The organism is Pseudomonas sp. I3-I5 (assembly GCF_022699445.1).
GTDB classification, from domain to species: Bacteria; Pseudomonadota; Gammaproteobacteria; order Pseudomonadales; family Pseudomonadaceae; genus Aquipseudomonas; species Aquipseudomonas fulva.
The window spans coordinates 403,607-426,486 of record NZ_CP093940.1 but is presented as its reverse complement, the minus strand read 5'-3'; the positions used below and the strand labels follow the sequence as shown (position 1 = coordinate 426,486).

General features: G+C 64.2%; 21 protein-coding genes. 13 read left to right on the top strand and 8 right to left on the bottom strand.

The features are described 5' to 3' along the window. Window positions 1-42: 42 nt before the first annotated feature. Window positions 43-2,835 carry a hybrid sensor histidine kinase/response regulator gene (locus tag MOP87_RS01825; RefSeq protein WP_242810047.1) on the top strand — a complete coding sequence of 931 codons (2,793 nt, stop codon included), beginning with the start codon at window positions 43-45 and terminating at the stop codon, window positions 2,833-2,835. Here MOP87_RS01825 and MOP87_RS01820 read toward each other — a convergent pair. From MOP87_RS01820 to cobG, 7 genes are all read right to left on the bottom strand, one after another. Beyond that, window positions 2,832-3,488: a hypothetical protein gene (locus MOP87_RS01820; protein WP_242810046.1), complete on the bottom strand. Its 657-nt coding sequence runs from the start codon at window positions 3,486-3,488 to the stop codon at window positions 2,832-2,834. The two genes, MOP87_RS01825 and MOP87_RS01820, sit on opposite strands and share 4 nt — an antisense overlap. Next, window positions 3,481-4,188 carry a hypothetical protein gene (locus tag MOP87_RS01815; protein WP_146224453.1) on the bottom strand — a complete coding sequence of 236 codons (708 nt, stop codon included), beginning with the start codon at window positions 4,186-4,188 and terminating at the stop codon, window positions 3,481-3,483. Before MOP87_RS01815 ends, MOP87_RS01820 begins: the two co-directional genes overlap by 8 nt. Window positions 4,189-4,222: 34 nt before the next feature. Further along, on the bottom strand, window positions 4,223-4,906 hold the full coding sequence (locus tag MOP87_RS01810; RefSeq protein ID WP_027915277.1) for a hypothetical protein: 684 nt from the start codon (window positions 4,904-4,906) through the stop codon (window positions 4,223-4,225). Between the two features lie 116 nt (window positions 4,907-5,022). Next, a complete protein-coding gene (cobJ, locus tag MOP87_RS01805) occupies window positions 5,023-6,720 on the bottom strand; it encodes a precorrin-3B C(17)-methyltransferase (RefSeq protein ID WP_028687166.1) in 1,698 nt (565 codons plus the stop codon). Beyond that, on the bottom strand, window positions 6,708-7,439 hold the full coding sequence (locus MOP87_RS01800; RefSeq protein WP_242810045.1) for a precorrin-2 C(20)-methyltransferase: 732 nt from the start codon (window positions 7,437-7,439) through the stop codon (window positions 6,708-6,710). Before MOP87_RS01800 ends, cobJ begins: the two co-directional genes overlap by 13 nt. Further along, on the bottom strand, window positions 7,439-8,065 hold the full coding sequence (locus MOP87_RS01795) for a precorrin-8X methylmutase (RefSeq protein ID WP_027915280.1): 627 nt from the start codon (window positions 8,063-8,065) through the stop codon (window positions 7,439-7,441). Before MOP87_RS01795 ends, MOP87_RS01800 begins: the two co-directional genes overlap by 1 nt. Then, on the bottom strand, window positions 8,058-9,371 hold the full coding sequence (gene cobG / locus MOP87_RS01790) for a precorrin-3B synthase (protein ID WP_242810044.1): 1,314 nt from the start codon (window positions 9,369-9,371) through the stop codon (window positions 8,058-8,060). The genes MOP87_RS01795 and cobG overlap by 8 nt, the downstream gene beginning before the upstream one ends. A gap of 157 nt (window positions 9,372-9,528) precedes the next feature. Here cobG and cbiE point away from each other — a divergent pair, with 157 nt between their 5' ends. From cbiE to cycA, 11 genes are all read left to right on the top strand, one after another. Next, window positions 9,529-10,740, top strand: coding sequence for a precorrin-6y C5,15-methyltransferase (decarboxylating) subunit CbiE (cbiE, locus tag MOP87_RS01785; protein ID WP_125922146.1), 1,212 nt, complete (start codon window positions 9,529-9,531; stop codon window positions 10,738-10,740). Continuing rightward, a complete protein-coding gene (locus tag MOP87_RS01780; protein ID WP_027915283.1) occupies window positions 10,733-11,827 on the top strand; it encodes a cobalt-precorrin-5B (C(1))-methyltransferase in 1,095 nt (364 codons plus the stop codon). The genes cbiE and MOP87_RS01780 overlap by 8 nt, the downstream gene beginning before the upstream one ends. Beyond that, window positions 11,824-12,543, top strand: a complete 720-nt coding sequence (locus MOP87_RS01775; RefSeq protein ID WP_027915284.1) for a cobalt-precorrin-6A reductase — start codon at window positions 11,824-11,826, stop codon at window positions 12,541-12,543. The genes MOP87_RS01780 and MOP87_RS01775 overlap by 4 nt, the downstream gene beginning before the upstream one ends. Before the next feature lie 137 nt (window positions 12,544-12,680). Continuing rightward, window positions 12,681-13,118 (top strand): NfeD family protein, encoded by a 438-nt coding sequence (locus MOP87_RS01770; RefSeq protein ID WP_027915285.1) that lies wholly within the window; start codon window positions 12,681-12,683, stop codon window positions 13,116-13,118. A 25-nt stretch (window positions 13,119-13,143) separates the two neighbouring features. Next, window positions 13,144-13,998, top strand: coding sequence for an SPFH domain-containing protein (locus MOP87_RS01765; RefSeq protein WP_027915286.1), 855 nt, complete (start codon window positions 13,144-13,146; stop codon window positions 13,996-13,998). Between the two features lie 138 nt (window positions 13,999-14,136). After that, window positions 14,137-14,526 carry a DUF2946 domain-containing protein gene (locus MOP87_RS01760; RefSeq protein WP_027915287.1) on the top strand — a complete coding sequence of 130 codons (390 nt, stop codon included), beginning with the start codon at window positions 14,137-14,139 and terminating at the stop codon, window positions 14,524-14,526. Window positions 14,527-14,573: 47 nt separating this feature from the next. Beyond that, window positions 14,574-15,053 (top strand): copper chaperone PCu(A)C, encoded by a 480-nt coding sequence (locus MOP87_RS01755; RefSeq protein WP_027915288.1) that lies wholly within the window; start codon window positions 14,574-14,576, stop codon window positions 15,051-15,053. A gap of 19 nt (window positions 15,054-15,072) precedes the next feature. Then, complete coding sequence (locus MOP87_RS01750) at window positions 15,073-15,504, top strand: DUF2946 domain-containing protein (RefSeq protein WP_033736851.1); 432 nt, start codon at window positions 15,073-15,075, stop codon at window positions 15,502-15,504. Window positions 15,505-15,566: 62 nt separating this feature from the next. After that, the gene (locus MOP87_RS01745; RefSeq protein ID WP_242810043.1) at window positions 15,567-17,627 is read left to right on the top strand and encodes a TonB-dependent copper receptor; all 2,061 of its coding nucleotides are present in this window, start codon (window positions 15,567-15,569) and stop codon (window positions 17,625-17,627) included. Window positions 17,628-17,682: 55 nt separating this feature from the next. Further along, window positions 17,683-19,050, top strand: coding sequence for a PepSY domain-containing protein (locus MOP87_RS01740; RefSeq protein ID WP_027915291.1), 1,368 nt, complete (start codon window positions 17,683-17,685; stop codon window positions 19,048-19,050). Window positions 19,051-19,291: 241 nt separating this feature from the next. Beyond that, window positions 19,292-20,707 (top strand): D-serine/D-alanine/glycine transporter, encoded by a 1,416-nt coding sequence (gene cycA / locus MOP87_RS01735; protein ID WP_027915292.1) that lies wholly within the window; start codon window positions 19,292-19,294, stop codon window positions 20,705-20,707. A gap of 65 nt (window positions 20,708-20,772) precedes the next feature. Here cycA and MOP87_RS01730 read toward each other — a convergent pair whose 3' ends face one another. Continuing rightward, on the bottom strand, window positions 20,773-21,069 hold the full coding sequence (locus MOP87_RS01730; RefSeq protein ID WP_242810042.1) for a hypothetical protein: 297 nt from the start codon (window positions 21,067-21,069) through the stop codon (window positions 20,773-20,775). Window positions 21,070-21,514: 445 nt separating this feature from the next. Between MOP87_RS01730 and urtA the strand changes: the two genes are divergently transcribed. Further along, window positions 21,515-22,780 (top strand): urea ABC transporter substrate-binding protein, encoded by a 1,266-nt coding sequence (gene urtA, locus MOP87_RS01725; RefSeq protein WP_028687175.1) that lies wholly within the window; start codon window positions 21,515-21,517, stop codon window positions 22,778-22,780. Window positions 22,781-22,880 lie beyond the last annotated feature (100 nt).

Below are 22,880 nucleotides of genomic sequence, written 5' to 3'. Positions count from 1 at the left end.
CATAGTTAGCACCCCGCACATGGGCCAAGAAGGGATTTCGTAGTGCGCCGGCTCCGGATTGCCTCAGCGTTGATCGTCAGCTTGCTGACCCTGATCTGCATGCTCCCCGCGATGGCGGAACATGACAGTGGCTGGGCCCTGCTGCTCGACGAACAAGGCAACCTGCAACTGAGCGACGTGCGCTCGGACCGTTATCGCAACCAGTTCAGCCCGCTGGAGCTGGCAGAACTCGATGCGGCGCCCCCCGACCAGGCCCTGTGGCTGCATTATCGGCTAGAGCCTGGTGAGCAGGAACAATTGCTGCGCGTCTTCGCACCTGATCTGTCGGGTCTGGACCTGTATGCGCTGCAAGGCGACAAGCTGATACGCCACCTGCATCACGGCCGCCAAGCCGGCAGTGCCAACCCCACATTGCGCGGCAGCGACCACGTGCTGCCGTTGCCCAACAGCAAGCAAGGCCTGGATATCTACCTGCGCCTGGTATCGGAACACCAACTGCGCCCGGCCATCAGCCTGGAGCCTGCTGCGCGAGCCGCCGCCAACCAGACTCAGCCGTTGCTGTTCGGCATGCTGTTCGGTGGCCTGGTGATGCTGATCCTGCATAACCTGATTCGCTTCATCTACAGCCGCTCGAGCACTGCGCTGATCCTGGCGTTCTACCATGGCCTGATGTTGCTCAGTGGCCTGATCCTGCTGAACCTCAGCGGCCCATGGTGGCATGTGTGGTACAGCGCCCAGACGCCAGCGGCGTACCTTACGCTGGTACTGGCGGGGCTGGCTGGGCTGTATTTCACCCAGCACTTCTTCGCACCGCGCAACACGCCGCGCCTTAACCGGCTGTTGAGCGGCGAGATGCTGCTGGTGGGGGTGAGCGGGATCGTGCTGCTGTTCATCGATACCTTGCCGCTCAATCTCATGACCTATGCCTTGATGGCACTGGGCAGCGTCACGATGCTGGTGGTCAGCAGCTACCATTGGTACCGAGGTTACGCTCCGGCCCGTTTGTTCGGTCTGGCGATGATCATCTTCAACGTTGGCGGGCTGGTGCTGCTGCCTGCCCTGCTTGGGCTTACCCGCACCTCCACGCCTTGGTTGCTGTGCATTCTGTTGGGGCTAGCGGTGGCGAGCGGGCTGCTGTTGAACCTGGCGGTCAGCGACCGGCTGCGGCGTATCAACGAAGAGCGCTTCAGTGTCAGCCGCGCCTTGGCAGCCAGTGACGCCGAAATCAACGCCAAGGCCGAGTTTCTGGCCAAGATCAGCCACGAAATACGTACTCCCATGAATGGCGTGCTGGGCATGACCGAACTGCTGCTGGGCACGCCGTTATCGGTCAAGCAGCGCGATTACGTCCAGACCATTCACAGCGCGGGCAACGAGTTGCTCACATTGATCAACGAGATACTCGATATCTCCAAGCTCGAGTCCCGCCAGATCGAACTCGACGACGTCCAGTTCGACCTCAACGCGCTGATCGAAGACTGTTTGAACATCTTCAGGGCCAAGGCCGAGCAGCAGAACATCGAGCTGATCAGCTTCACCCAGCCCCAGGTGCCCCGCGTGGTCAGTGGCGACCCCACCCGCTTGCGTCAGGCGCTGTCGAGCCTGATGGAAAACGCACTGAAGAACACCGACCAGGGGGAAATCCTGCTCGTCGTTGCACTGGACCAGCGCGGCGAGGTGCCCCGCTTGCGCATCGCCGTACAGGACAGCGGCGACCCCTTGCCGGCAGCCGATCGCGAGGCGCTGTTGCAGGCAGAACTGCACAGCAGGCATTTCCTGTCCAGCAATCGGCTGGGCGGCCACCTGGGGCTGGTGATCGCCAAGCAGCTGATTGGCCTTATGCATGGGGAATTCGGCATCAAGAGCAGCACCGGCACCGGCAATACCTTGTGGCTGACCTTGCCGCTGGACCCAGCCTGCCTCGAGCAACCTCCGACCGACCTGGACGGACCGCTGCGCGACGCGCGGGTACTGGTGGTGGACGACAACGACACGTGCCGCAAGGTGCTGGTCCAACAGTGCAGCGCCTGGGGCATGAATGTCAGCGCAGTGCCTTCGGGCAAGGAGGCCCTGGCCCTATTGCGTACCAAGGCTCATCTTCGCGATTACTTCGACGCGGTGCTCCTGGACCAGAACATGCCCGGCATGACCGGCATGCAACTGGCCGCCAAGATCAAGGAAGACCCCAGCCTCAATCACGACATTCTGGTGGTCATGCTGACCGGTATCAGCAACGCGCCCAGCAAGATCATCGCGCGCAACGCCGGGATCAAGCGGATCTTGGCCAAACCGGTGGCTGGCTACACACTCAAGACCACCCTGGCCGAAGAACTGGCTCAACGCGGCCGCGAGCAGGCGCTGCCGGCGGCTGCACCCGGCCAGCCCCAGGCGCTCGACCTGCCCCCGCATTTCAGCGTGCTGGTCGCAGAGGACAACACCATTTCGACCAAGGTCATCCGCGGTATGCTCGGCAAGCTGAGCCTGCAGCCCGATACCGCGTCCAACGGCGAAGAAGCTCTTGAAGCGATGAAAGCCAAGCGCTATGACTTGGTGCTCATGGATTGCGAAATGCCGGTTCTGGATGGTTTCTCGGCAACCAGGCGCCTGCGCGAATGGGAAGCCGCCAACCAGCGCGCGCACACGCCCGTCGTTGCGCTGACCGCGCATATCCTTGCCGAGCACAAGGACCGCGCCAAGCAAGCCGGCATGGACGGCCACATGGCCAAGCCCGTCGAATTGTCGCAACTGCGAGAGTTGATTCAATACTGGGCCAGCCAGCAGCCGGCCAATGCCGATCAGGGCCTGAGTCCGGACGGCAGCTCGCCGCCCAACTAGAGCACCAAATCCCTGATGACGCGCTCGGCCGTTCGCGCAACACTGGCCTCTGCCCGGCGCCGATAACCCTCACGAAACCCTTGCAGATTGAAATGGATCACTTCCAGTCGCAGGTCTCTCACACTGATTCCGTTGCTCGCGCCCTTGAACAGGAAGTCGCTGGCGCTTTTTTCCATCGAGACATCCATGTGCAGCAGCACCATGTCGATGAAGCCATTGGACTGCTGGGCGCAGGGCAATAACTGCACACGCGCTTGAGTGCCCACGATCGAATGGCTGCTGAACAGTCTCAGAGCCTTGTCATCACGACGTAAGGCCTCCAGCGCCTGGTTGGCCGCTTCGCCCAGACGGGCAGAGCCCGCTTGGCTGATATGCTCGATTGCCTGCGCAGCGAGGCTGCCCCGGTCAGGCCCCGGCCGCCGCCCTGCTGGCGCCAGCTTGCCATCGAAGCCCAGGGCAGCGAGGTTGCGCCAGTAATTCCTGAACCAGTCAGGTTCGAGACCGTCTTTCAAATCCCCCCATGCCACCTGCTGAGCAAAGGCGTTGGCCAGCAGTATGTCTGAACGTGCTTGCGGGCATACGCCTGGCAAAAAGACCAGCACACTGCTGTGTACCAGCTGGCCGGCGATCGATGATGCGTCGGTGTTAGTCATGGTTCGGCTCCTGCACGCTGATTTCGCTGCGATGAAGGGCGAGCTTGGCCTGAAGTTTTTTTGCAAGCCCCGGCCCGATGAGGTTCATACGCCTGGAATCGATCAAATACTGCCCTTGGAACTGCCAGCAGGCCGGCACCGCCGGAGGGTCGAACGATTGCCAGAGCCAGTCAGTATCAAGCGGCGCTCGACTTCCAAGGTTCAATTGAGTGCTGATGATGGAATAGTCAGGCAGCACCAGCCGAACCTCGGCATGCGCGTGGTTCAGGCAGGTGTCGCCAAGGGGTTCGCCAAGGTCACAGCGCCCCCCTATCCGGTTATCACATGTTTCATTGCTTGCGCAGGCTTCCAGACACTGCGCGACAGCTTCGCGAAGGTGGTGAGGCGTAGCCTGGAGAAGGCTGTCGCAAAGCATGGTCCAAGGCCTGAAAGCGGCAACCGGCACCATGGGTGTCGTTTGCGACCGTAGCGTGGCTAGCGTGCAGCCGAAACCGCTCTGCACACGTATGTATTCCTTGAGCCAGCTGTCCCCATCAACCCCTGAGACCCCGCCATTGCACGCGGCGAGGTAGGCCGCCAGCTGGATATTGAGCATGTCGAGCCTGCAGGACTCGCTGATGGTCTTGTCGACGAGCACCAGGCTGTTGCCATTGCGCCACACGCTGTAGTTATTTGACATTGATGCACCCTCCAGGCTCACCGAAGCCAAGGCTCCGGTGAGCCATACCGACAGGTTAGATTTCGAGGGCCAGCAACACTTCCAGGGCGTTGTCGTCGAGCTTGGTTTCAACAACGGCGCGTACTTTCTCGTACTGGCGCTGATCAAGGTTCAGCACGGCACCGCAGGCATAGTTGGTGGTGCCGCTGCTCTCCCATTTGGCCAACAGGTAGTTGGCTTTCTTGTCAGGCTTGGCATCGGTCTGGACTGCGCTCACCATCATGGCGACCTGGCCAGCACCGGTCTGCTCACACTTGTTCAGGCTCAGGCTGTTGCGGTCATCCTCCACGGACTTGCGGTCCAGCAGTTCGACATTCTTGGTGCTGGCAGCCAGTGCGGAAACGACGGTCTTGCCCAACCCTTCCAGCGCCGAGGCCACGTCACCAGTAAAGGCGCCATAGGCAGCTTGCAGCCCCTTGCCAACCAGGTTGCTGATTTCCAGGTGCCTGTCGCTCTGGGTAATGCGCTGAACATCAACGCGCGTGGGTGTCCAGCCCATCTTCGACATCAGGAACACGTACTGGTTGAACCAGGCCTGGGTTTCCTGGATCGGGTGGTGCTGCTTGTTGGCGCCTTGGGTAGCCAGGGCGTGGCAGGCCTTGGCCGCAGTACGGTTGGCCTCGCTCATGGTGTCGGGGAACACGAACAGGTTCATGTCAGGCAAAACTTGCAGTTCAAGGTTTTCTTTGTTGGTGGTCATGTCAAAGGCTCCAGTTAGGTCCGGTCGAAACCAGGTGGCTTCGGCCTTGAACCTAACCGCTCGACGCTGCTCATCCTGCGCCGAAACGCTTCCCCCTCGGATCGAGCTACCGTGCTTCAGGGCTTGGCGCCATACCACCGCGGCGTGTAGACCCACTGCCCACCATTTGGGCGTTCGAACGTGCACGTGGTCGATGAGCCCACCAGCACCATGGTGCGCATATCGACCATTTCTGGCACCAGTTGGGCCAAAGAGACGACGCGCAAAGTCTGCCCCGGCCTACCAATGTCACGGCCAAGGACTACAGGTGTATCAGCACCACGGTGCCGGCGTACGACGTCCAGCGCGGTCCCAAGTTGGTGCGGCCGTGCTTTGGAAATCGGGTTGTAGAAGGCCAGCACCAGATCGGCCTGGGCAGCGAGGTCCAGGCGTTTCTCGATGATCGACCAGGGCTTGAGATTGTCCGACAGCGACATCACGCAGAAGTCATGCCCCAGCGGCGCGCCAGCCTGTGCAGCCGTTGCCAAGGAGGCCGATACACCAGGCAGTATCTCCAGGTCGACAGCGTGCCAGGCAGCGTCCGTGGACGCGTGCAACGCCTCGAGCACCGCAGCGGCCATGGCGAATACGCCTGGGTCCCCCGATGACACCACCACCACCGAACGGCCACGCGCGGCCAGTTCGAATGCGTGCCGGGCGCGCTGCATCTCCTCACGGTTGTCGGTGCAGTGCAGCACCTGATCGTCCCGGAACGGCCCTGCCATTCGTACATAGGTTTCGTAGCCCAGCACATCCTCGGCCCGGGCCAGCTCAGCCTTGACCGCTGGCACCATCAGCTCCGCTGCGCCTGGCCCCAGACCGATGACCGCCAGCCGCCCGCGGCGACGGCCAACCTGAGCCACTTCGATCGGCGCAGGTGCCACGGCGATGACCACCTCACCCTGGCACTGCAACCGCGCATCGGGCAGTGCAGCGCCCACCATGCCAGCCACATCGTCGGGCCTTGCGGCAAAGCGCAATTCGACACCCAGCGCCTGCGCGGCAGCCTGCAACCGGGTGTCCGACATGGCCCGCTCATCGGCCAGCACGCAGGCCAGTGACGCCTGCGCAATACCGGCCTGCTGCAGCGCGTCACGAATCATCTGCAAATCGCCGCTTGCGACACCGACCACGACGGAGCGGGGATGAATCAACAGCTCGTCTCGGCTGGCGGGACGCGCCAGATGGCCTACATGGATGGTGCGCTGCGCGGCATCACTGGCAGGCAACTGTGCCTGCGCCAGCCACGGCGCCTGACCCTCGATGCGAACCGGCTCCCCGGCCAGCAGGTCGGAAACGAAGCGCTTGCCTTGTTCCAGGTCCGCCAAGGCGTAACCCTGGGGCGGGTTGAGCAGGCACGTACCAAAGCGCAACTCGCCGCTGGTGGTGATGGCCGCTGACACACCCAGCGCCGAGGCCATGTCCCGTGCCATCTGGTTGACGCCACTGAGGCCACCGAGCAGGGGCACCACGGCGCTGCCGTCTTCTGCCACGGCCAGCACCGGCGGCTCGCTGCCCTTCTCCCCCAACAGGCTGGCCAGGCTGCGGATCACGATACCCGCAGCGCACAAGGCGATGATTGGCGTACCGCGCTGGTAAAGGCTGCGCAGCAGATCGCCAAAGGCGTTGTAATCCTGGTCTGCACCCTGAACGCGCCCTTGCAGGCCGTGAATCGTGGCCTGGGCGTAGACCTGCTGAAGGCAACGGGCAGTGGCCAGGCTGCCCTGTCCCAGGATGACGATGGCCGGTGCTACCTGCGTGTTCAGCCCTGCCATTTTTCCCCCGGCACGATGATCAGCGAAAAATACGGCGAGGACTGTGGGTCAACCTGGTCCAGCGGTACGATTTTCTGGTTGGCCATGGTGGCGCGTTCCACATACAGCGCACGCGCGTGCAGGCCCAGCTCACCGAGCACCTGCCGCACCTTGGGGAAATTGCGCCCCAGTTTCATGATGACGGCCGCATCGGCGTCGGCCAGGCGGCGCTTGAGGTCTTCGGCCGGCAAGACGCCAGAGAGCACCGACAGGCTCTGGTTGCGATAGACCAGCGGTGCACCCAGCACCGAGGCTCCACCGAGCATGGAGCACACGCCAGGAATCACCTGCGCTTCATAGCGCTGTGCCAGGCGGTCGTGCAGGTACATGTAGGAGCCATAGAAGAACGGGTCACCCTCGCAGATCACCGCCACATTACGCCCTGCGTCCAGATGCTCGGCCACCTGTACGCTGGCTTCGTCATAGAAATCGCTGATCACCTGCTCGTAGGACAGGGGGGCGGGCAAGGATTCGGTGGTCACCGGATAGACCAGCGGCAGCAACGTCTGCTCGGGTTGCAGGTGCGCTTCGATGATGCCGAATGCGTTGCCGCGCTTGCCCTTGGCGACGAAGTAGCCGACCACGGGCGACTCGCGCAGCAGGCGCAGGGCTTTGAGCGTGATCAGTTCAGGGTCACCCGGTCCTACGCCAAGGCCGATCAGGCGTCCACGCGGGGCCATCACTCCACCTCCGTGGCCAGGGCATTCACGGCCGCGGCGGCCATGGCACTACCGCCCAGCCGCCCCTGCATGATCACGAAGGGCACGCCACGGCTGTCGGCCGCCAGCATGGCCTTGGATTCGGCAGCGCCAACGAAGCCGACGGGAAACCCCAGGATGAGCGCTGGACGCGGCGCGCCGGCATCGAGCATTTCCAACAGGTAGAACAACGCCGTCGGCGCGTTGCCGATCACCACCACGCTGCCTTCAAGGTGTGGGCGCCACAGCTCCAGGGCAACGGCGGAGCGGGTGTTGCCAGCGGCCTTGGCAAGGTCCGGTACGCTCGGGTCGCGCAAGGTGCAGATCACCGGGTTGTTCGCCGGCAGTCGTGCCCGGGTGATGCCCTCGGCGACCATGTGCGCATCGCACAGGATCGGTGCGCCACGTAGCAAGGCCTGGCGGCCCGCCTGGCCGGCGCCTTCGGAGAATTGCAGGCCATCGATCGCATCGACCATGCCGCAGGCATGGATCACGCGCACCGCAAGCTTTTCGAGGTCTGCGGGAATCCGCTCAAGTCGGGCTTCCTCACGAATGATCCGGAAGGAATTGCGATAGATCTCCTGACCATCGCGGATGTAGTCAATCATCAAGGTGCTCCGTCGGCAGGTCGAGCATGGCGCCTGCTTCATTCAAGGTAATGTCAGTGGCGCGCAGGGCGCCGAACCCCGACAGGCGGGGATCACGCTGGTAAAGATCGTAGCGCCCGGGCGCGCAGGCCAGCAGCGTGGCCGGGGCGGTGTGGGCCAGGGCACAGGACCGGGGGCAGCCAGTAAGATGCACGCTGGCAGGCGCCCCGGGGCCCAATAATGCGGCCAATGCCACGGCGTCGGCCTTCGTCTCGCTCAAGGCCTTGGCACAGCCGCTGGCGCCGGTGCAGGCGCTGATGCGCACCAGGGGCTCGGCCGCGTGGCAGAGCAGCCCGACCGTCATCAGGCTGCGCTGCGCCTGGTCGAGGCCGCTGGGCGCCAGGTTGGGCAGCACCAGGCTCTGCCAGGGGGTCAAGCGCAGGCTGCTGTCGCCCTGTTCACGCGCGACACGCGCCGCCTCACGCAGCATGGCCGGGGTGAGCCGCCCCAGTGGCGGGGCCACGCCCAGCGCAACCCCACGCCGCTGAGGCAGTGCCCCCAGCCACGTCACCGGGCGAACCGGTCGGCGCCAGCCCAGCACGGCGGGGTCTTGGCGCAACGCCACGCCAAGCCCACCGATGAAATCGGCTGCCGTGCAGGCCTGCAGCACATGCCGCATGCGCGACTGGGTTGGGGTGGCCAGGTCCAGAAAACGTTCGAGCACGGCGCGCACCAGGGTCAGGCCTTGGCTGAACGGCACCGCACCCAGTACGTCACCCTCACCAAGGCTGCCGGCCAGGCCGAATGCGAGCCAGGGCCGCTGCTCAAGCTCAAGCACCGAAAGCCACAGGTCGTGCGGGTGATGGAGCATGGCCAGGCGTTCACCAGCATCGAGCTGAAGGGCGAACTTGGCCGACAACGCGTGAAAGCGTGGCGTGCCCTCGAGCAGGTCGAGGATCTGCCCTGCCAGCGGCCTGACGTCCAGCACCCCCGCTGGGTCAAGCCCGGCCAGGGGGCTGAGCATCAGGTTGCGAACATCGTCGCCGGCCGCTTCACGCGGGCCCAGCCCAGCGGCGAGCAGCGCCGCTACCAGGCCCGGGTGATCAGGCCCCACGCCACGGATCTGCAGGTTGCCCCGGTTGGTGGCCTCGATCACACCGCCTGCGAAGCGCTCGGCGGCGCTGGCGACGGCCTCGGCCTGCTGGGCCAGCAACACCCCGCCCGGCAGCTTGATCCGGCAGATGCCGCCATCCAGGGCGCTGACGATACGCCACAACCCCGGGCAAGCCGAGGGGCGAGGCGAACTGTAGGAAGCGTGAGGTGGCATCGCTGAGGTGTCCGGCAATCCGTGAAACTGCGCTTGAGTGGAGAAGGCGCGGTATTATGCCTGCTTTGGCCGCCCGCATGAAAAGCCGGTGGTCGAGCATCTTTCGGGTAAAGGCACAATTGGGCGTGCTGCACACGCGCGAATTCTAGAGGTATCAATGGCACCCTGGCTGACGGTAGTAGGCATCGGCGAAGACGGTTTCAGCGGTCTGGGCAAACAAGCTCGCCGAGCGCTGCTCAGTGGCGCGCGGATTTTCGGCAGCCCCCGCCAGCTGGCCCTGCTGCCGCGTTGCGTGACCGGCGAACGGCTGCACTGGCCGAGCCCTTTTTCGCTCGCGCCCGTGCTTGCGCTGCGTGGCGCGCCTGTGTGCGTGCTGGCCAGTGGCGACCCGATGTTCTATGGGGTGGGCGCCAGCCTGGCGCGCCAGGTGCCTGCCCACGAGATGCAGGTGCTGTCGATGCCCTCCTCGTGCGCCCTGGCGGCTGCGCGCCTGGGTTGGGCGCTGCAGGACGTGCAGGTGGTGTCGCTGGTGGCAAGGCCTCTGGCCGCACTCAACGCGCACCTGCATGGTGGGCTGCGTCTGCTGGTATTGAGCAACGATGGAGACAGCCCGGCGGCAATTGCAGCGTTGTTACGCGAACGGGGTTTCGGCCCCAGCCGCCTGTGGGTCTTCGAACACCTGGGTGGCGAGGCTCAGGGCCAGTTGCACGGGCATGCATCTACGTGGCAGCACGGGCAAACGGCCGCGCTCAACCTGGTGGCCATCGAATGCGTGGCAGCGCCCGAAGCGCCGCGCCTGCACCGTCTGGCAGGCCTGCCCGATGACGCCTACCGGCATGACGGCCAACTGACCAAGCGCGATGTGCGCGCCATCACCCTGGGCCGGCTGGCCCCGGAGCCTGGGCAACTGCTTTGGGACGTGGGCGCGGGCTGCGGCTCGATCGGCATCGAATGGATGCGTGCACACCCGGCATGCCGCGCCGTGGCCATCGAGGCCGACGAGGGCCGTCAGGGGTTGATCGAGTACAACCGCGATGCCTTGGGCGTGCCTGGTCTGCATCTGGTGCGCGGCAAGGCCCCCATGGCACTGGACGGGCTGGAACCCCCGCATGCGGTGTTCATTGGAGGCGGAGTCACCCGTCCAGGGGTTCTAGCGCACTGCTGGTCCAGCTTGCGCCCAGGCGGACGGCTGGTGGCCAACGCCGTGACGGTACAAAGCGAACTGGCCCTGGCCCACTTCAAGGAGCAGCACGGCGGCGAACTGACCCGCATCCATGTTGCCCATGCCCAGCCCCTGGGTGCCTTCGATACCTGGCGCCAAGCATTGCCCATCACCTTGCTCGACGTGGTCAAGCCGGCCGATGCGTGAAGAAACCCGCGAACAGGCCGCCCCGCTGCGCAGTGGCCTGACCACTGGCAGCTGCGCCACCGCGACCAGCCTGGCGGCAGCGCGTCTGCTGCTCACCGGTGCAGACAGCGACGCGGTGAGCATCACCCTGCCCAAGGGCAAGGTGGTGCAGATGCGCCTTGAGTTCTGCCGGCTGGTCGACGATTACGCCGAAGCAGGCACCCTCAAGGACGCCGGCGACGACCCGGACGTGACCCACGGTGCACTGCTGTTCAGCCAGGTACGCCTGCGTGCCCAGCCCGGTGTGCACTTCGTCGCGGGCGCAGGCGTGGGCACCGTGACCCGGCCGGGGCTGGTTCTGGCAGTGGGCGAACCGGCCATCAACCCGGTGCCACGGCGCATGATCACGGACCACCTGCAGGGCCTGGCCGTCGAATGCGGCTACACCGGCGGGTTCGAGGTCACCCTCAACGTGCGGGACGGTGAAGCCCTGGCGCTCAAGACCATGAACCCACGCCTGGGCATCCTCGGCGGCCTGTCGATCCTGGGCACCAGCGGAATCGTCCGCCCCTTCTCCTGCGCAGCCTACATTGCCTCCATCCATCAAGGGATCGATGTGGCACACACCAACGGCTACACCCACATCGCCGCGTGCACCGGCAACGCCAGTGAGGACACCATGCGTCGTGTCTACGGGCTGCCGGAAATCGCCCTGATCGAGATGGGCGACTTCGTGGGCGCGGTACTCAAGCACCTGCGCAAGGTCCCAGTGCCCCGCCTGACCCTGTGCGGAGGCTTTGGCAAGATCAGCAAGCTCGCCGCCGGGCACATGGACCTGCACAGCCGTCATTCGAGCATCGACCTGCCACAGTTGGCGGGCTGGGCGGCGGCAGGCGGGGCCGATCCGGCGCTTCAGGCAGCCATCGTGGCCGCCAACACCAGCCAGCAAGCCCTGGCGCTGGCCCATAGCGCGGGTGTGCAGTTGGGTGATGCCGTGTGCCAGCATGCCCTCGCCTTCGCCCGCAGCGTCGTGCCGGCGCAGGTCAGCGTCGAGGTGGTCGCCATCGACCGCCAGGGCGGCATCGTCGGCCGGGCGGGTCAGCCATGAACGCGCGCATTCTGTTGCTCGGCGGCATTACCGAGGCGCTGGCCATCGCGCGCCTGCTGGGCCCAGACCACATCTACAGCCTGGCCGGCATCGGCCGGGTGCCCGACGACCTGCAGTGCCAGGTACGCGTGGGCGGCTTCGGAGGGACCGAGGGGCTGGCCCAGTACCTGCGTGAAAACGGCATCACACTGCTGGTCGATGCCACCCACCCCTATGCCGCCCGTATCAGCGCCAACGCGGCCAGCGCCGCGCAGCGTGTCGGGATTCCTTGCTGGGCCCTGCACCGTCCAGCCTGGCAGGCACAAGCGGGGGATGACTGGCGAGAAGTGGAAGACTGGCCGGCGCTGATGCAGGGCATTGGGCCTTATGCCCGACCGCTGTTCACCCTGGGTCGGGAACCCCTGCAACACCTGGACGCCATCCCGGATGGCCAGTTCTGGACCCTGCGCGCCTTGCAGGCCTGCCCTGGCAATGCGCGCTGCGAGGTGATCGGTGCACGCGGGCCTTTCGACCTGGACCAGGAACGTGCGCTGTTCATCGACCGGCGCATCGACGTTCTGATCAGCAAGAACAGCGGCAGCGTCGCCACCGAACCCAAGCTGGAGGTAGCCCGCGCGCTGGGTCTGCCGGTGTTCATTCTCAAGCGCCCGACATTGCCGATCACCGATCGGACGTTCCATGCCCTGCCGGAACTGGTAGCGGCCTTGTTTGCTTAGTGGCGAAAGCCCCTTGCATCGCGCCTAGTGGGGTTGGACTCCTACACACCCTTAGGCTTTTTCCGAGCGCCCGCAAGTGGCCATGTGTCGCAGTCCTGCCTTAAACTCGGGCGCCCCCCTCGGAAGACGTGCCTGATATGGAATTGCAATGGTGGATCTGGTTGGTGTTCGGCATCGCGCTGACGTTGCTCGAGCTGGTCTTGCCTACGTTCTTCATCCTCTGGTTCGGTATCGGCGCCGTGCTGGTGGCCTTGGTTTCCCTGGCGTTTCCAGGCCTGGAACTGGCCATGCAAGGGCTGCTCTGGGTCGTGCTGTCATCGCTGACTACCCTGCTGTGGTTCAAGGTGTTTCGCCGCAAGCAGCCCGATGAGCGCTGGACCGCCGCCAGCGTGATCGGCGAGGTCGGCTTGCTGACCACAGGTGTGTCCGAGTTCCAGAAAGGCCGGGTGCGCTTCCAGAAGCCCGTATTGGGCAACGAGGAGTGGACCTGCATTGCCGATACCACCATCCCGGCAGGCGAGCGGGTACGCCTGATCGCCGTCGAAGGAAATACCGCCCGCGTCATGCGGGCCTGAATCCGTAAAAAAGGAATTTGTCATCATGACCAGCCTCATCGTCGTCGGCGCCATCGCCCTGTTCGTACTGATCACCGTGTTCAAGGGGGTGCGCATTGTCCCCCAGGGCGAGGAATGGATCGTCGAGCGCCTGGGCCGCTACCACACCACCCTCAAGCCTGGCCTCAACGTCGTCATCCCCTACATGGACGTAGTCGCCTATCGCCTGCCGACCAAGGACATCATCCTCGACGTGCAGGAACAGGAAATCATCACCCGCGACAACGCCGTCATCGTCGCCAACGCCCTGTGCTTCGCCAAGGTCATCGACCCGCAGAAGGCGTCCTATGGCGTGCAGAACTATGCCTTTGCCGTCACCAGCCTGACCATGACATCCCTGCGCGCCATCGTCGGCGCCATGGACCTGGACGAAGCCCTCTCCAGCCGCGAACAGATCAAAGCGCGCCTGCGCGAGGCCATGTCCGAGCAGACCGAGGACTGGGGCGTAACCGTACGCTCGGTAGAAATCCAGGACATCAAGCCGTCCCAGAACATGCAACTGGCCATGGAGCGCCAGGCGGCCGCCGAGCGGGAGCGCAAGGCCGACGTCACCCGTGCCGAAGGCGCCAAGCAGGCGGCAGTACTCGAAGCCGAAGCGCGCCTGCAAGCCGCCCGGCTGGATGCCGAGGCGCAGATCAGCCTGGCCGAAGCTTCGGCGCGGGCCATCTCGCTGGTCACCGAAGCGGTCGGCAACGAAACCGTCCCGGCCATGTACCTGCTCGGTGAGCGCTACGTTGGCGCCATGGAAAACCTGGCGAGCAGCACTAACGCCAAGGTGGTGGTACTGCCGGCCGACCTGCAGGAAACCGTACGCGGCCTGATGGGCCGCCACAAGGCCTGAACCTGAACGGCTTCGCGGTGCCAGAGCATCGCGAAGCCAGCCGCCATGCACGCCACCTGCGTCACGTCACCGCACCCCGCCAAATTTGCTTATACTCGGCCGTACAATAGTCGCCACGATTCCTGACCGGATCTCTCCATGCCCCCACGTCGGCACATCGCCTGGATAGCCTGCCTAGCGGTGCTGTTCAACCTGCTGGCCATGCCGTTGTCCTCTGCTGCGCCCAAAGGCCCGGCAGAGCAACTGCTGTGGGGGGCGTTCTGTTCCAGCATGGCCAACAAAGCCAAGGTCGATGTGCAGGCCCTGGCCAAGATCGACCTGGGTCCGCAAAGCGATGACAGCGCCAGCACGATGCACTGCTGGTGCTGCCTGGGTGCTGCGCCGCCGCTCGCATCAGGCGGCCAAGCGTTACAACTGCATGCCCCGCCTGTGCGTCTTGCCGGCCCACTGTCGTTGGATGCGCCACCCACGCCTACGCCGCGCCAGCTCCGGCCCGCGCTCAATCCCCGTGCCTCCCCGCTTGCCTGAGTGTTTCTCGCTGTCTGCCTGAACCTCATTTCATCGGGACATCCATCATGCTCAAGCACGCCCTTGCCGTGGCCGCCCTCCTGCTGCCCGCCGTCTTCGCCCATGCTCACGAATACACCGTGGGCGACCTGCATATCGCTCATCCCTGGTCTTTGCAGCTGCCGCCCAATGCCCCCAACGTCGCCGCGTATTTCGTGGTGCACAACAATGGCAACACCGATGACCGCCTGCTGAGCGCCGAATCCCCTATCAGCGATGACACCCAGTTGCATGCGCACGCCATGAGCGCGGCCGGTGCCATGCGCATGCAGCAAGTGCCAAACGTAGTAGTGCCTGCAGGCAAGGATCTGGTGTTCGCGCCCAGCGCTTACCATGTGATGCTCATGCAGCCCAAGGATCGCAGCCTGCTGACCGATGGCCAGCGTTTCCCGCTGACCCTTCGCTTCGAGAAAGCTGGCCCCGTCACCGTGCAAGTGGCGGTGCAGAAAGCACCGCCGACCGGCCAGCCGCAGGCCCATCAGCACTGATTGGCGCTGACAGGGCGTGATGCGCTCGCTGCCACACCGCCAGCCCCGTACCACCCGCCCTGATCGCAGGCGCGCCGGTGGCGGATGGCTGAGCCTGTTCGCCATGTGGATGATTTTCATCGGGCCGCTGGTTTCCCAGTCGATGCCCATGGATCACCACGGCGGCGGCATGGCCATGCCGATGGACATGCCGATGCCGGCTGCTCATCAGCATGGCGACGCTCATCACGGCCCGAGCCAGGACGGCCAGCTTCATGTGATGTGGGAGAAGTGCGGCTATTGCAGCCTGTTGTTCAACTGCCCTGCATTGCCCCAGGCGCTCAGCCCGCTCAACCTGGCAGCCGCCCTGCCTCAAGTCCACCTTCAGCCTGCCACGCGCCACGGGCATGCCAGGCAGGCCGTCTTCCCCGGCGCCCGCAGCCGCGCGCCGCCTGCATCGATCAGTGTTTGACCCGTTTGCGCGCGAAGCCTGATCGCTTCGCGTCTTCTCACGACTGATCGACTGGAATCCTTATGTCCGGCTGCACCCTTCTTTTGTCCCTGCGCGGGACCATCGCCGCCCTGTGTGGCTCGTTGTTGACGCCTGTCGCACTGGCGGCAGACCCTGGGCACCTTGCCCATTCATCCGATGCACCTGAACTCGGCCCTACGGTGATCACCGCCATCGCCCCCAGTTCGCCACTGACCGTGGTCACCAACCCCAAGGACCCTCGCCAGCCCGTGCCGGCCAGTGACGGTGCCGATTACCTAAAAACCATCCCCGGTTTTTCGGCCATTCGTGCCGGAGGCACCAACGGCGACCCAGTACTGCGCGGCATGTTCGGCTCGCGGCTGAACATCCTCACCAATGGCGGGCTGATGCTGGGCGCCTGCCCTAACCGCATGGATGCCCCAACCTCGTACATCGCCCCGGAAACCTACGACCGACTGACCGTGATCAAGGGCCCACAGAGCGTGATCTGGGGGCCGGGCGGCTCGGCAGGCACTGTCCTGTTCGAGCGTGATCCCGAGGCATTCGGTACCCTTGGCAGCCGCGTCAATGCCAGCCTGCTCACCGGCTCCAATGGCCGCTTCGACAAGGTGCTGGACGCTGCTGCCGGCAACAGCCAGGCCTATGCCCGTTTCGTCGGCAATCAGTCGCGCGCTGATGACTACCACGACGGGGCTGGCGATTCGGTACCGTCGCGCTGGGAAAAGTGGAACGGCGATGTCGCCTTGGGCTGGACGCCCGATGCCGATACATTGCTCGAACTCACCGCGGGCAAGGGCGATGGGGAGGCGCGCTATGCCGGTCGGGGCATGGACGGTTCGCAGTTCAAGCGTGAAAGCCTGGGCCTGCGCTTTGAAAAGTCCAACCTGGGCGAGGTCCTCGACAAGCTCGAAGCCCAGGCTTATTACAACTATGCCGACCATGTAATGGACAACTACAGCCTGCGCACACCCTCTGGCAGCGGCATGATGGGCATGCCAATGGTCAGCAACGTCGACCGCCGCACGATGGGCGCACGCATCAAGGCGACCTGGCGCTGGGCCGATGTGCAGTTGATCAGCGGTATCGACGCGCAGACCAACGCGCATCGCCAGCGCGGCGGCATGGGCGTAGACGCGCACAAAGGCCAGGCCTGGACCAAGGATGCCGATTTCCACAATTACGGCGTGTTCGGCGAGCTGACCTGGTCGCTCAGCGGCGACGACCGGGTCATCACCGGTGCCCGCCTGGACCGCGCGTCTGCGCGGGATCTGCGTCAGGCCAGTCCGACCCGCAACGACACCCGCGCCGATACGCTGCCCAGCGGCTTCGTGCGCTATGAACACGACATGGCAGCCCTGCCGGCAACGGCTTACATCGGCCTTGGGCACGCCCAGCGCTTCCCGGACTACTGGGAGCTGTTTTCGCCGAAGACGGCGCCCACCGGGTCGGTCAATGCCTTCGACGGCATCAAGCCCGAGAAAACGACCCAGCTCGACTTTGGTGTCCAGTACCGTAGCGAACGGCTGGAAGCCTGGGCTTCGGGCTATGTCGGTCAGATCCGCGACTACATTTTGTTCGACTACCGCACCGGCATGATGGGCATGGGGGCTTCAAAGGCGCAGAACATCGACGCCCGCATAATGGGTGGCGAGGTGGGTGCGGCCTACTCGCTGAGCGATACCTGGAAGGCCGATGCCACGCTGGCCTACGCCTGGGGCAAGAACAGCAGCGACGGCAAGGCGCTGCCCCAGATGCCGCCCCTGGAAAGCCGCCTGGGCCTGACGTACAGCCGCGATGCATGGAGTGCAGGTGCGCTCTGGCGGCTGGTCGCGGCGCAGAACCGCATCGCCTTCAACCAGGGCAATGTGGTCGGCAAGGACTATGACGCCAGTGCAGGGTTTGGGGTGTTCTCGCTCAACGGCGCGTACAAGGTCAGTAAAAATCTGAAACTCAGCGCCGGGGTCGACAATCTGTTCGACAAGACCTACGCCGAACACCTGAACCTGGCAGGCAACGCCGGTTTCGGCTACCCGGCCAGCGACCTTCAACCGGTCAACGAGCCCGGCCGGACCGTCTGGACCAAAGTCGATTTCAGCTTCTGACATCCACCGCGGGCGCGGCAGTGACCGCGCCCTGTGCGTTTACCTGGAGGTTCCCATGAGAGGAACACGCGTTTCATTCTACAACCTGGCCTGGCGTTGGCATTTCTATGCAGGGCTGTTCGTGGCCCCCTTCATGATCCTGCTGGCACTTACCGGGCTCGTGTACCTGTTCAAGCCGCAGCTCGATCCGTGGCTGTACCGCGACCTGATGGTGGTCGAGGCCGGCCATCATCGCCAAGGGGCCGATGTGATGCTGGCCGAGGTGCGCACGGCGTACCCCGAAGGCCATGTGGGCCAGTACCTGCCGCCGCTGAACGCGCAGCGCAGTGCGCAGTTCGTGGTGCACGACGGCGGGCGCGAGCTGAATGTGTTCGTCGACCCGTACAGCGGCAAGATCCTCGGCGAGCAGGACGGCAAGCGCAACCTGCAAGCCATCGCCCGCGCCCTGCACGGCGAGTTGATGGTGGGCACCCTGGGTGATCGCCTGGTGGAACTGGCCGCAGGCTGGGGCATCGTGCTGGTGGTTTCGGGCCTGTACCTGTGGTGGCCACGCGGGCGCCTGGGCGCAGGCGTTCTGTGGCCGCGCCTGGCCGCCCGAGGCCGGCTGTTCTGGCGCGACCTGCACGCGGTCAGTGGGTTCTGGGGCTCGGCGCTGCTGCTGTTGATGCTGCTCAGCGGCATGACCTGGACCGGGTTCTGGGGCAAGCAATATGCCGACCTGTGGAACCGCTTTCCGGTAGCGATGTGGAACGATGTGCCGAAGTCGGACCAGCAGGCACGCGAGCTCAACCATGCTCACCGCCAGACCGTGCCCTGGGCCGTGGAGAACACGCCGATGCCCCAGTCCGGCGCCCATGCCGAGCACGCCGGGCATCACACCCTGTCCAGCCAACCGGCCGCACCGAACGTGGGCGTGCAACAGGTCGAGGACATCGCCACGGCGCGGCAGGTGGAGCCGGGCTACAGCATTACCTTGCCTACCACGGCCGACGGCGTATTCACCGTTGCGGTGTTCGCCGACGATCCACGCAACGATGCCACCCTGCATGTGGACCAGTACACCGGCAAGGTGCTGGCCGATGTGCGCTGGCAGGACTACAGCCCTGTGGCCCGCGCCACGGAACTGGGGGTCATGCTGCACGAGGGCAAGATGTTCGGCCCGCTGAACCAGATCGTCATTGCGCTGGTGTGCCTGATGATTCTGCTGGGGTCGGTCAGTGGCTTGGTGATGTGGTGGAAGCGCAGACCCGAAGGCGGCCTGGGCGTCCCCCCGTTGCGCCACGACCTGCCGCGCTGGAAGACGGCCGTGGTAGTGATGCTGGCATTGGGGCTCGTCTTCCCCTTGGTGGGGGTGTCGATGGTGCTGATGTGGGTACTCGACAACCTGATGGTACGGCGCGCCAGGTTGGCGGCGCAGGCATAGGGCACGGTAGGCGGCTGTCGTGGAACCTCAGGCGAGCCGAAAGGCCCGCCGAGCGTTTCACGGCCCTGCCGGTCGGTGCAGCTTTATTGTCCAAAGCGCCGACGCTTGACCCTGATCATTTCTAAAGCGCCCTGCACTCACGATATCGTGTCGATCTGTCACGCCCGCACCTTTGCAGTGCGTGATAGCCTAGCCGGCTACGTCAGCCAACGCGACTGACCTCTACAAGGGAATGCAGCCTATGACGCAAACTGCGCCGACTCCATCCGACGATCAACACCTGCAACGCAACCTCACCAACCGACACATCCAGCTCATCGCCATTGGCGGTGCCATCGGCACCGGCCTGTTCATGGGCTCGGGCAAGACCATCAGTCTGGCTGGGCCGTCGATCATCTTCGTCTACATGATCATCGGTTTCATGCTGTTCTTCGTCATGCGTGCAATGGGCGAACTGCTGCTGTCGAACTTGAACTACAAGTCGTTCATCGACTTCTCCGCCGACCTGCTCGGTCCCTGGGCGGGCTACTTCACCGGCTGGACCTACTGGTTCTGCTGGGTAGTCACTGGCATTGCCGACGTGGTGGCCATTGCGGCCTATACCCAGTTCTGGTTCCCCGACCTGCCTCAGTGGATACCGGCGCTCACCTGCGTGGCCGTGCTGCTGTCGCTGAACCTGGTCACGGTCAAGCTGTTCGGCGAAATGGAGTTCTGGTTTGCCCTGATCAAGATCATCGCCATTCTGGGCCTGGTCGCCACCGGCCTGTACATGGTCATCACCGGCTTCACCTCCCCCAGCGGGCGCACGGCTCAACTGGCCAACCTGTGGAATGACGGCGGCATGTTCCCCCATGGCGTGATGGGCTTCTTCGCCGGGTTCCAGATCGCGGTGTTCGCCTTCGTGGGCATCGAGCTGGTCGGCACCACGGCGGCCGAAGCCAAGAACCCGGAGCGCACGCTGCCCAGGGCGATCAACTCGATCCCGATCCGCATCATCGTGTTCTATGTACTGGCACTGATCGCGATCATGGCCGTGACCCCATGGCGCGACGTGGTTCCGGGCAAGAGCCCGTTCGTGGAACTGTTCGTGCTGGCAGGCCTGCCAGCGGCGGCGAGCATCATCAATTTCGTGGTGCTGACCTCGGCGGCCTCGTCTGCCAACAGCGGGGTGTTCTCCACCAGCCGCATGCTGTTCGGCCTGGCCCAGGAAGGCGATGCGCCCAAAGCGTTCGAGAAACTGTCCCGTCGCGCCGTGCCGGCCAACGGCTTGTACTTCTCCTGCCTGTGCCTGTTGCTCGGCGCGGTGCTGATCTACCTGGTCCCGAACGTGATCGAAGCCTTCACCCTGGTCACCACGGTGTCGGCGGTGCTGTTCATGTTCGTCTGGACGTTGATCCTGCTGTCGTACCTGAGCTACCGCAAGCACCGCGCAGCGCTGCACGAGCAGTCGATTTACAAGATGCCTGGCGGGCGCTTGATGTGCTACGTGTGCCTGGCGTTCTTCGCCGGCATCCTGGTGCTGCTGAGCCTGGAAGCCGACACCCGCTCGGCGCTGCTGGTGACGCCGATCTGGTTTGTGATCCTGGCGGTGACCTACCAGTTCGTGCGTAGCCGGCGCCAGCCGCGTACTGCCGTACGTGGGTCGTCGAGCAACTGATGAGGAAACTGTGCAGCCCATTCTCAGGCAGAACTGGCGAATGGGCGCACAACAGCCAGGCCGCTTCAGCCTTGCTCCAACCCCTTGAGCACTGCCTCGGCCAGGGCCAAGCCTTTCTCTAGCGAGTTTTCCGTCGCGGTCAGTAAACTACGAAGCGGCTCTCCCACCCTTTCCAGTGTTGCGGCATTGGTTTCATAAGCCGCTTTCAGCGCGGCAACGGCGCACACAAGTGCATCCTCGCTATCGATTCCAGCCTGAACCGACAGTATTGGATCATGAGCCTGATTGCAGGTGCCGAAATCGGCACTGGCGGTCACGGAACGCGATGTGTGGGGTGGATCAGGAACGATCTTCTTGAGCATGGTGCATCTCCTTGCAGCTCTCTCTTTATGACGCTCCGAGCCCATACGCCAATATGGGTGGACGGAGCCGTGCGGGTTGGCGTGCCGGCAGAGAGAACCGGTGAGCCCGAAGGCTCCCACACACGGCTCCGCCCATGACGGGTGCAGCCATGCAGAGCAAAGTCGCAAGGAGCGTCAATGCTCGATCTCTCTGTAAAACGGGACGCCAATCCCGGTCGCAGAATCTACTGCGGTGCCGAACGGTACTCAAGTACCGCTTATGTGTCAAAACTGTTCACCGCCCTGGACCCAATCCTGTGCAGGCCACTCGCGCAAGCACCAATCTGGCCCCTATCCAAGCCCTGCATAGAAGCACAACCCTTCTAGACCGCAGCCTTGCGCACCACGGCACAGCCTTTGCAATCGCCCTTCTGCCCACACCACAACAACTCAGCGGAGAGAGCACATGAAGCGACGCAGTCTGATCAAGGCCTTCACCCTCAGCGCCTCGATGGCGGCGATGGGCCTTAGCTGGAGCCTCCAGGCCGCCGAGACCATCAAGGTCGGCATCCTGCATTCGCTGTCCGGGACCATGGCCATCTCCGAGACGTCGCTCAAGGACATGGCCTTGATGACCATCGATGAGATCAACGCCAAAGGTGGGGTGAACGGCAAGATGCTGGAGCCGGTGGTGGTGGACCCGGCGTCCAACTGGCCGCTGTTCGCCGAAAAAAGCCGCCAGTTGCTGACCCAGGACAAGGTCGCGGTGGTGTTCGGTTGCTGGACGTCGGTGTCGCGCAAATCGGTATTGCCGGTATTCGAGGAGCTCAATGGCCTGCTGTTCTACCCGGTGCAATACGAGGGCGAAGAGATGTCGCCGAACGTGTTCTACACCGGCGCTGCGCCCAACCAGCAAGCGATTCCGGCGGTGGAATACCTGATGAGCGAGGATGGCGGCGGCGCCAAGCGCTTCTTCCTGCTGGGCACCGACTACGTCTACCCGCGCACCACCAACAAGATTCTGCGTGCGTTCCTGCACAGCAAGGGCGTGGCCGACAAGGACATCGAGGAGGTCTACACGCCGTTCGGCCACGCCGATTACCAGACCATCGTCGCCAACATCAAGAAGTTCTCCGCTGGCGGCAAGACCGCGGTCATCTCTACCGTCAACGGCGACTCCAACGTGCCTTTCTACAAAGAGCTGGCCAACCAGGGCCTGAAAGCGACCGATGTGCCGGTCGTGGCGTTCTCGGTGGGCGAAGAAGAGCTGCGGGGCATCGACACCAAGCCGTTGGTGGGTCATTTGGCCGCCTGGAACTACTTCGAGTCGGTGGATAACCCGGTCAACCAGAAGTTCGTCGCTGATTGGAAGGCGTATGCCAAGGCCAAAGGCCTGCCTGGCGCCGACAAGGCGGTAACTAACGATCCGATGGAAGCCACCTATGTGGGCATTCACATGTGGGCGCAGGCGGCGGAAAAAGCCAAATCCACCGATGTGGACAAGGTGCGCGAAGCGCTGGCCGGGCAGACCTTCAAGGCCCCTTCGGGCTACACCCTGACCATGGACAAGACCAATCACCACCTGCACAAGCCCGTGATGATCGGCGAGATCCAGGACGATGGGCAGTTCAGCGTGGTGTGGGAGACCGAGCAACCGCTGCGGGCACAACCCTGGAGCCCCTTCATCCCAGGCAACGACAAGCGCCCTGATTACGCCGTGAAAGGTAACTGAGGCCCAAGGCTGCTTTGCAGCCCGCCCGTAGGCGGCCCGGCGTTCGGGTACGCCTGCGCGTAAGCGCTGATTTACAGGAGAGCCTCATGCTCAGATTCCT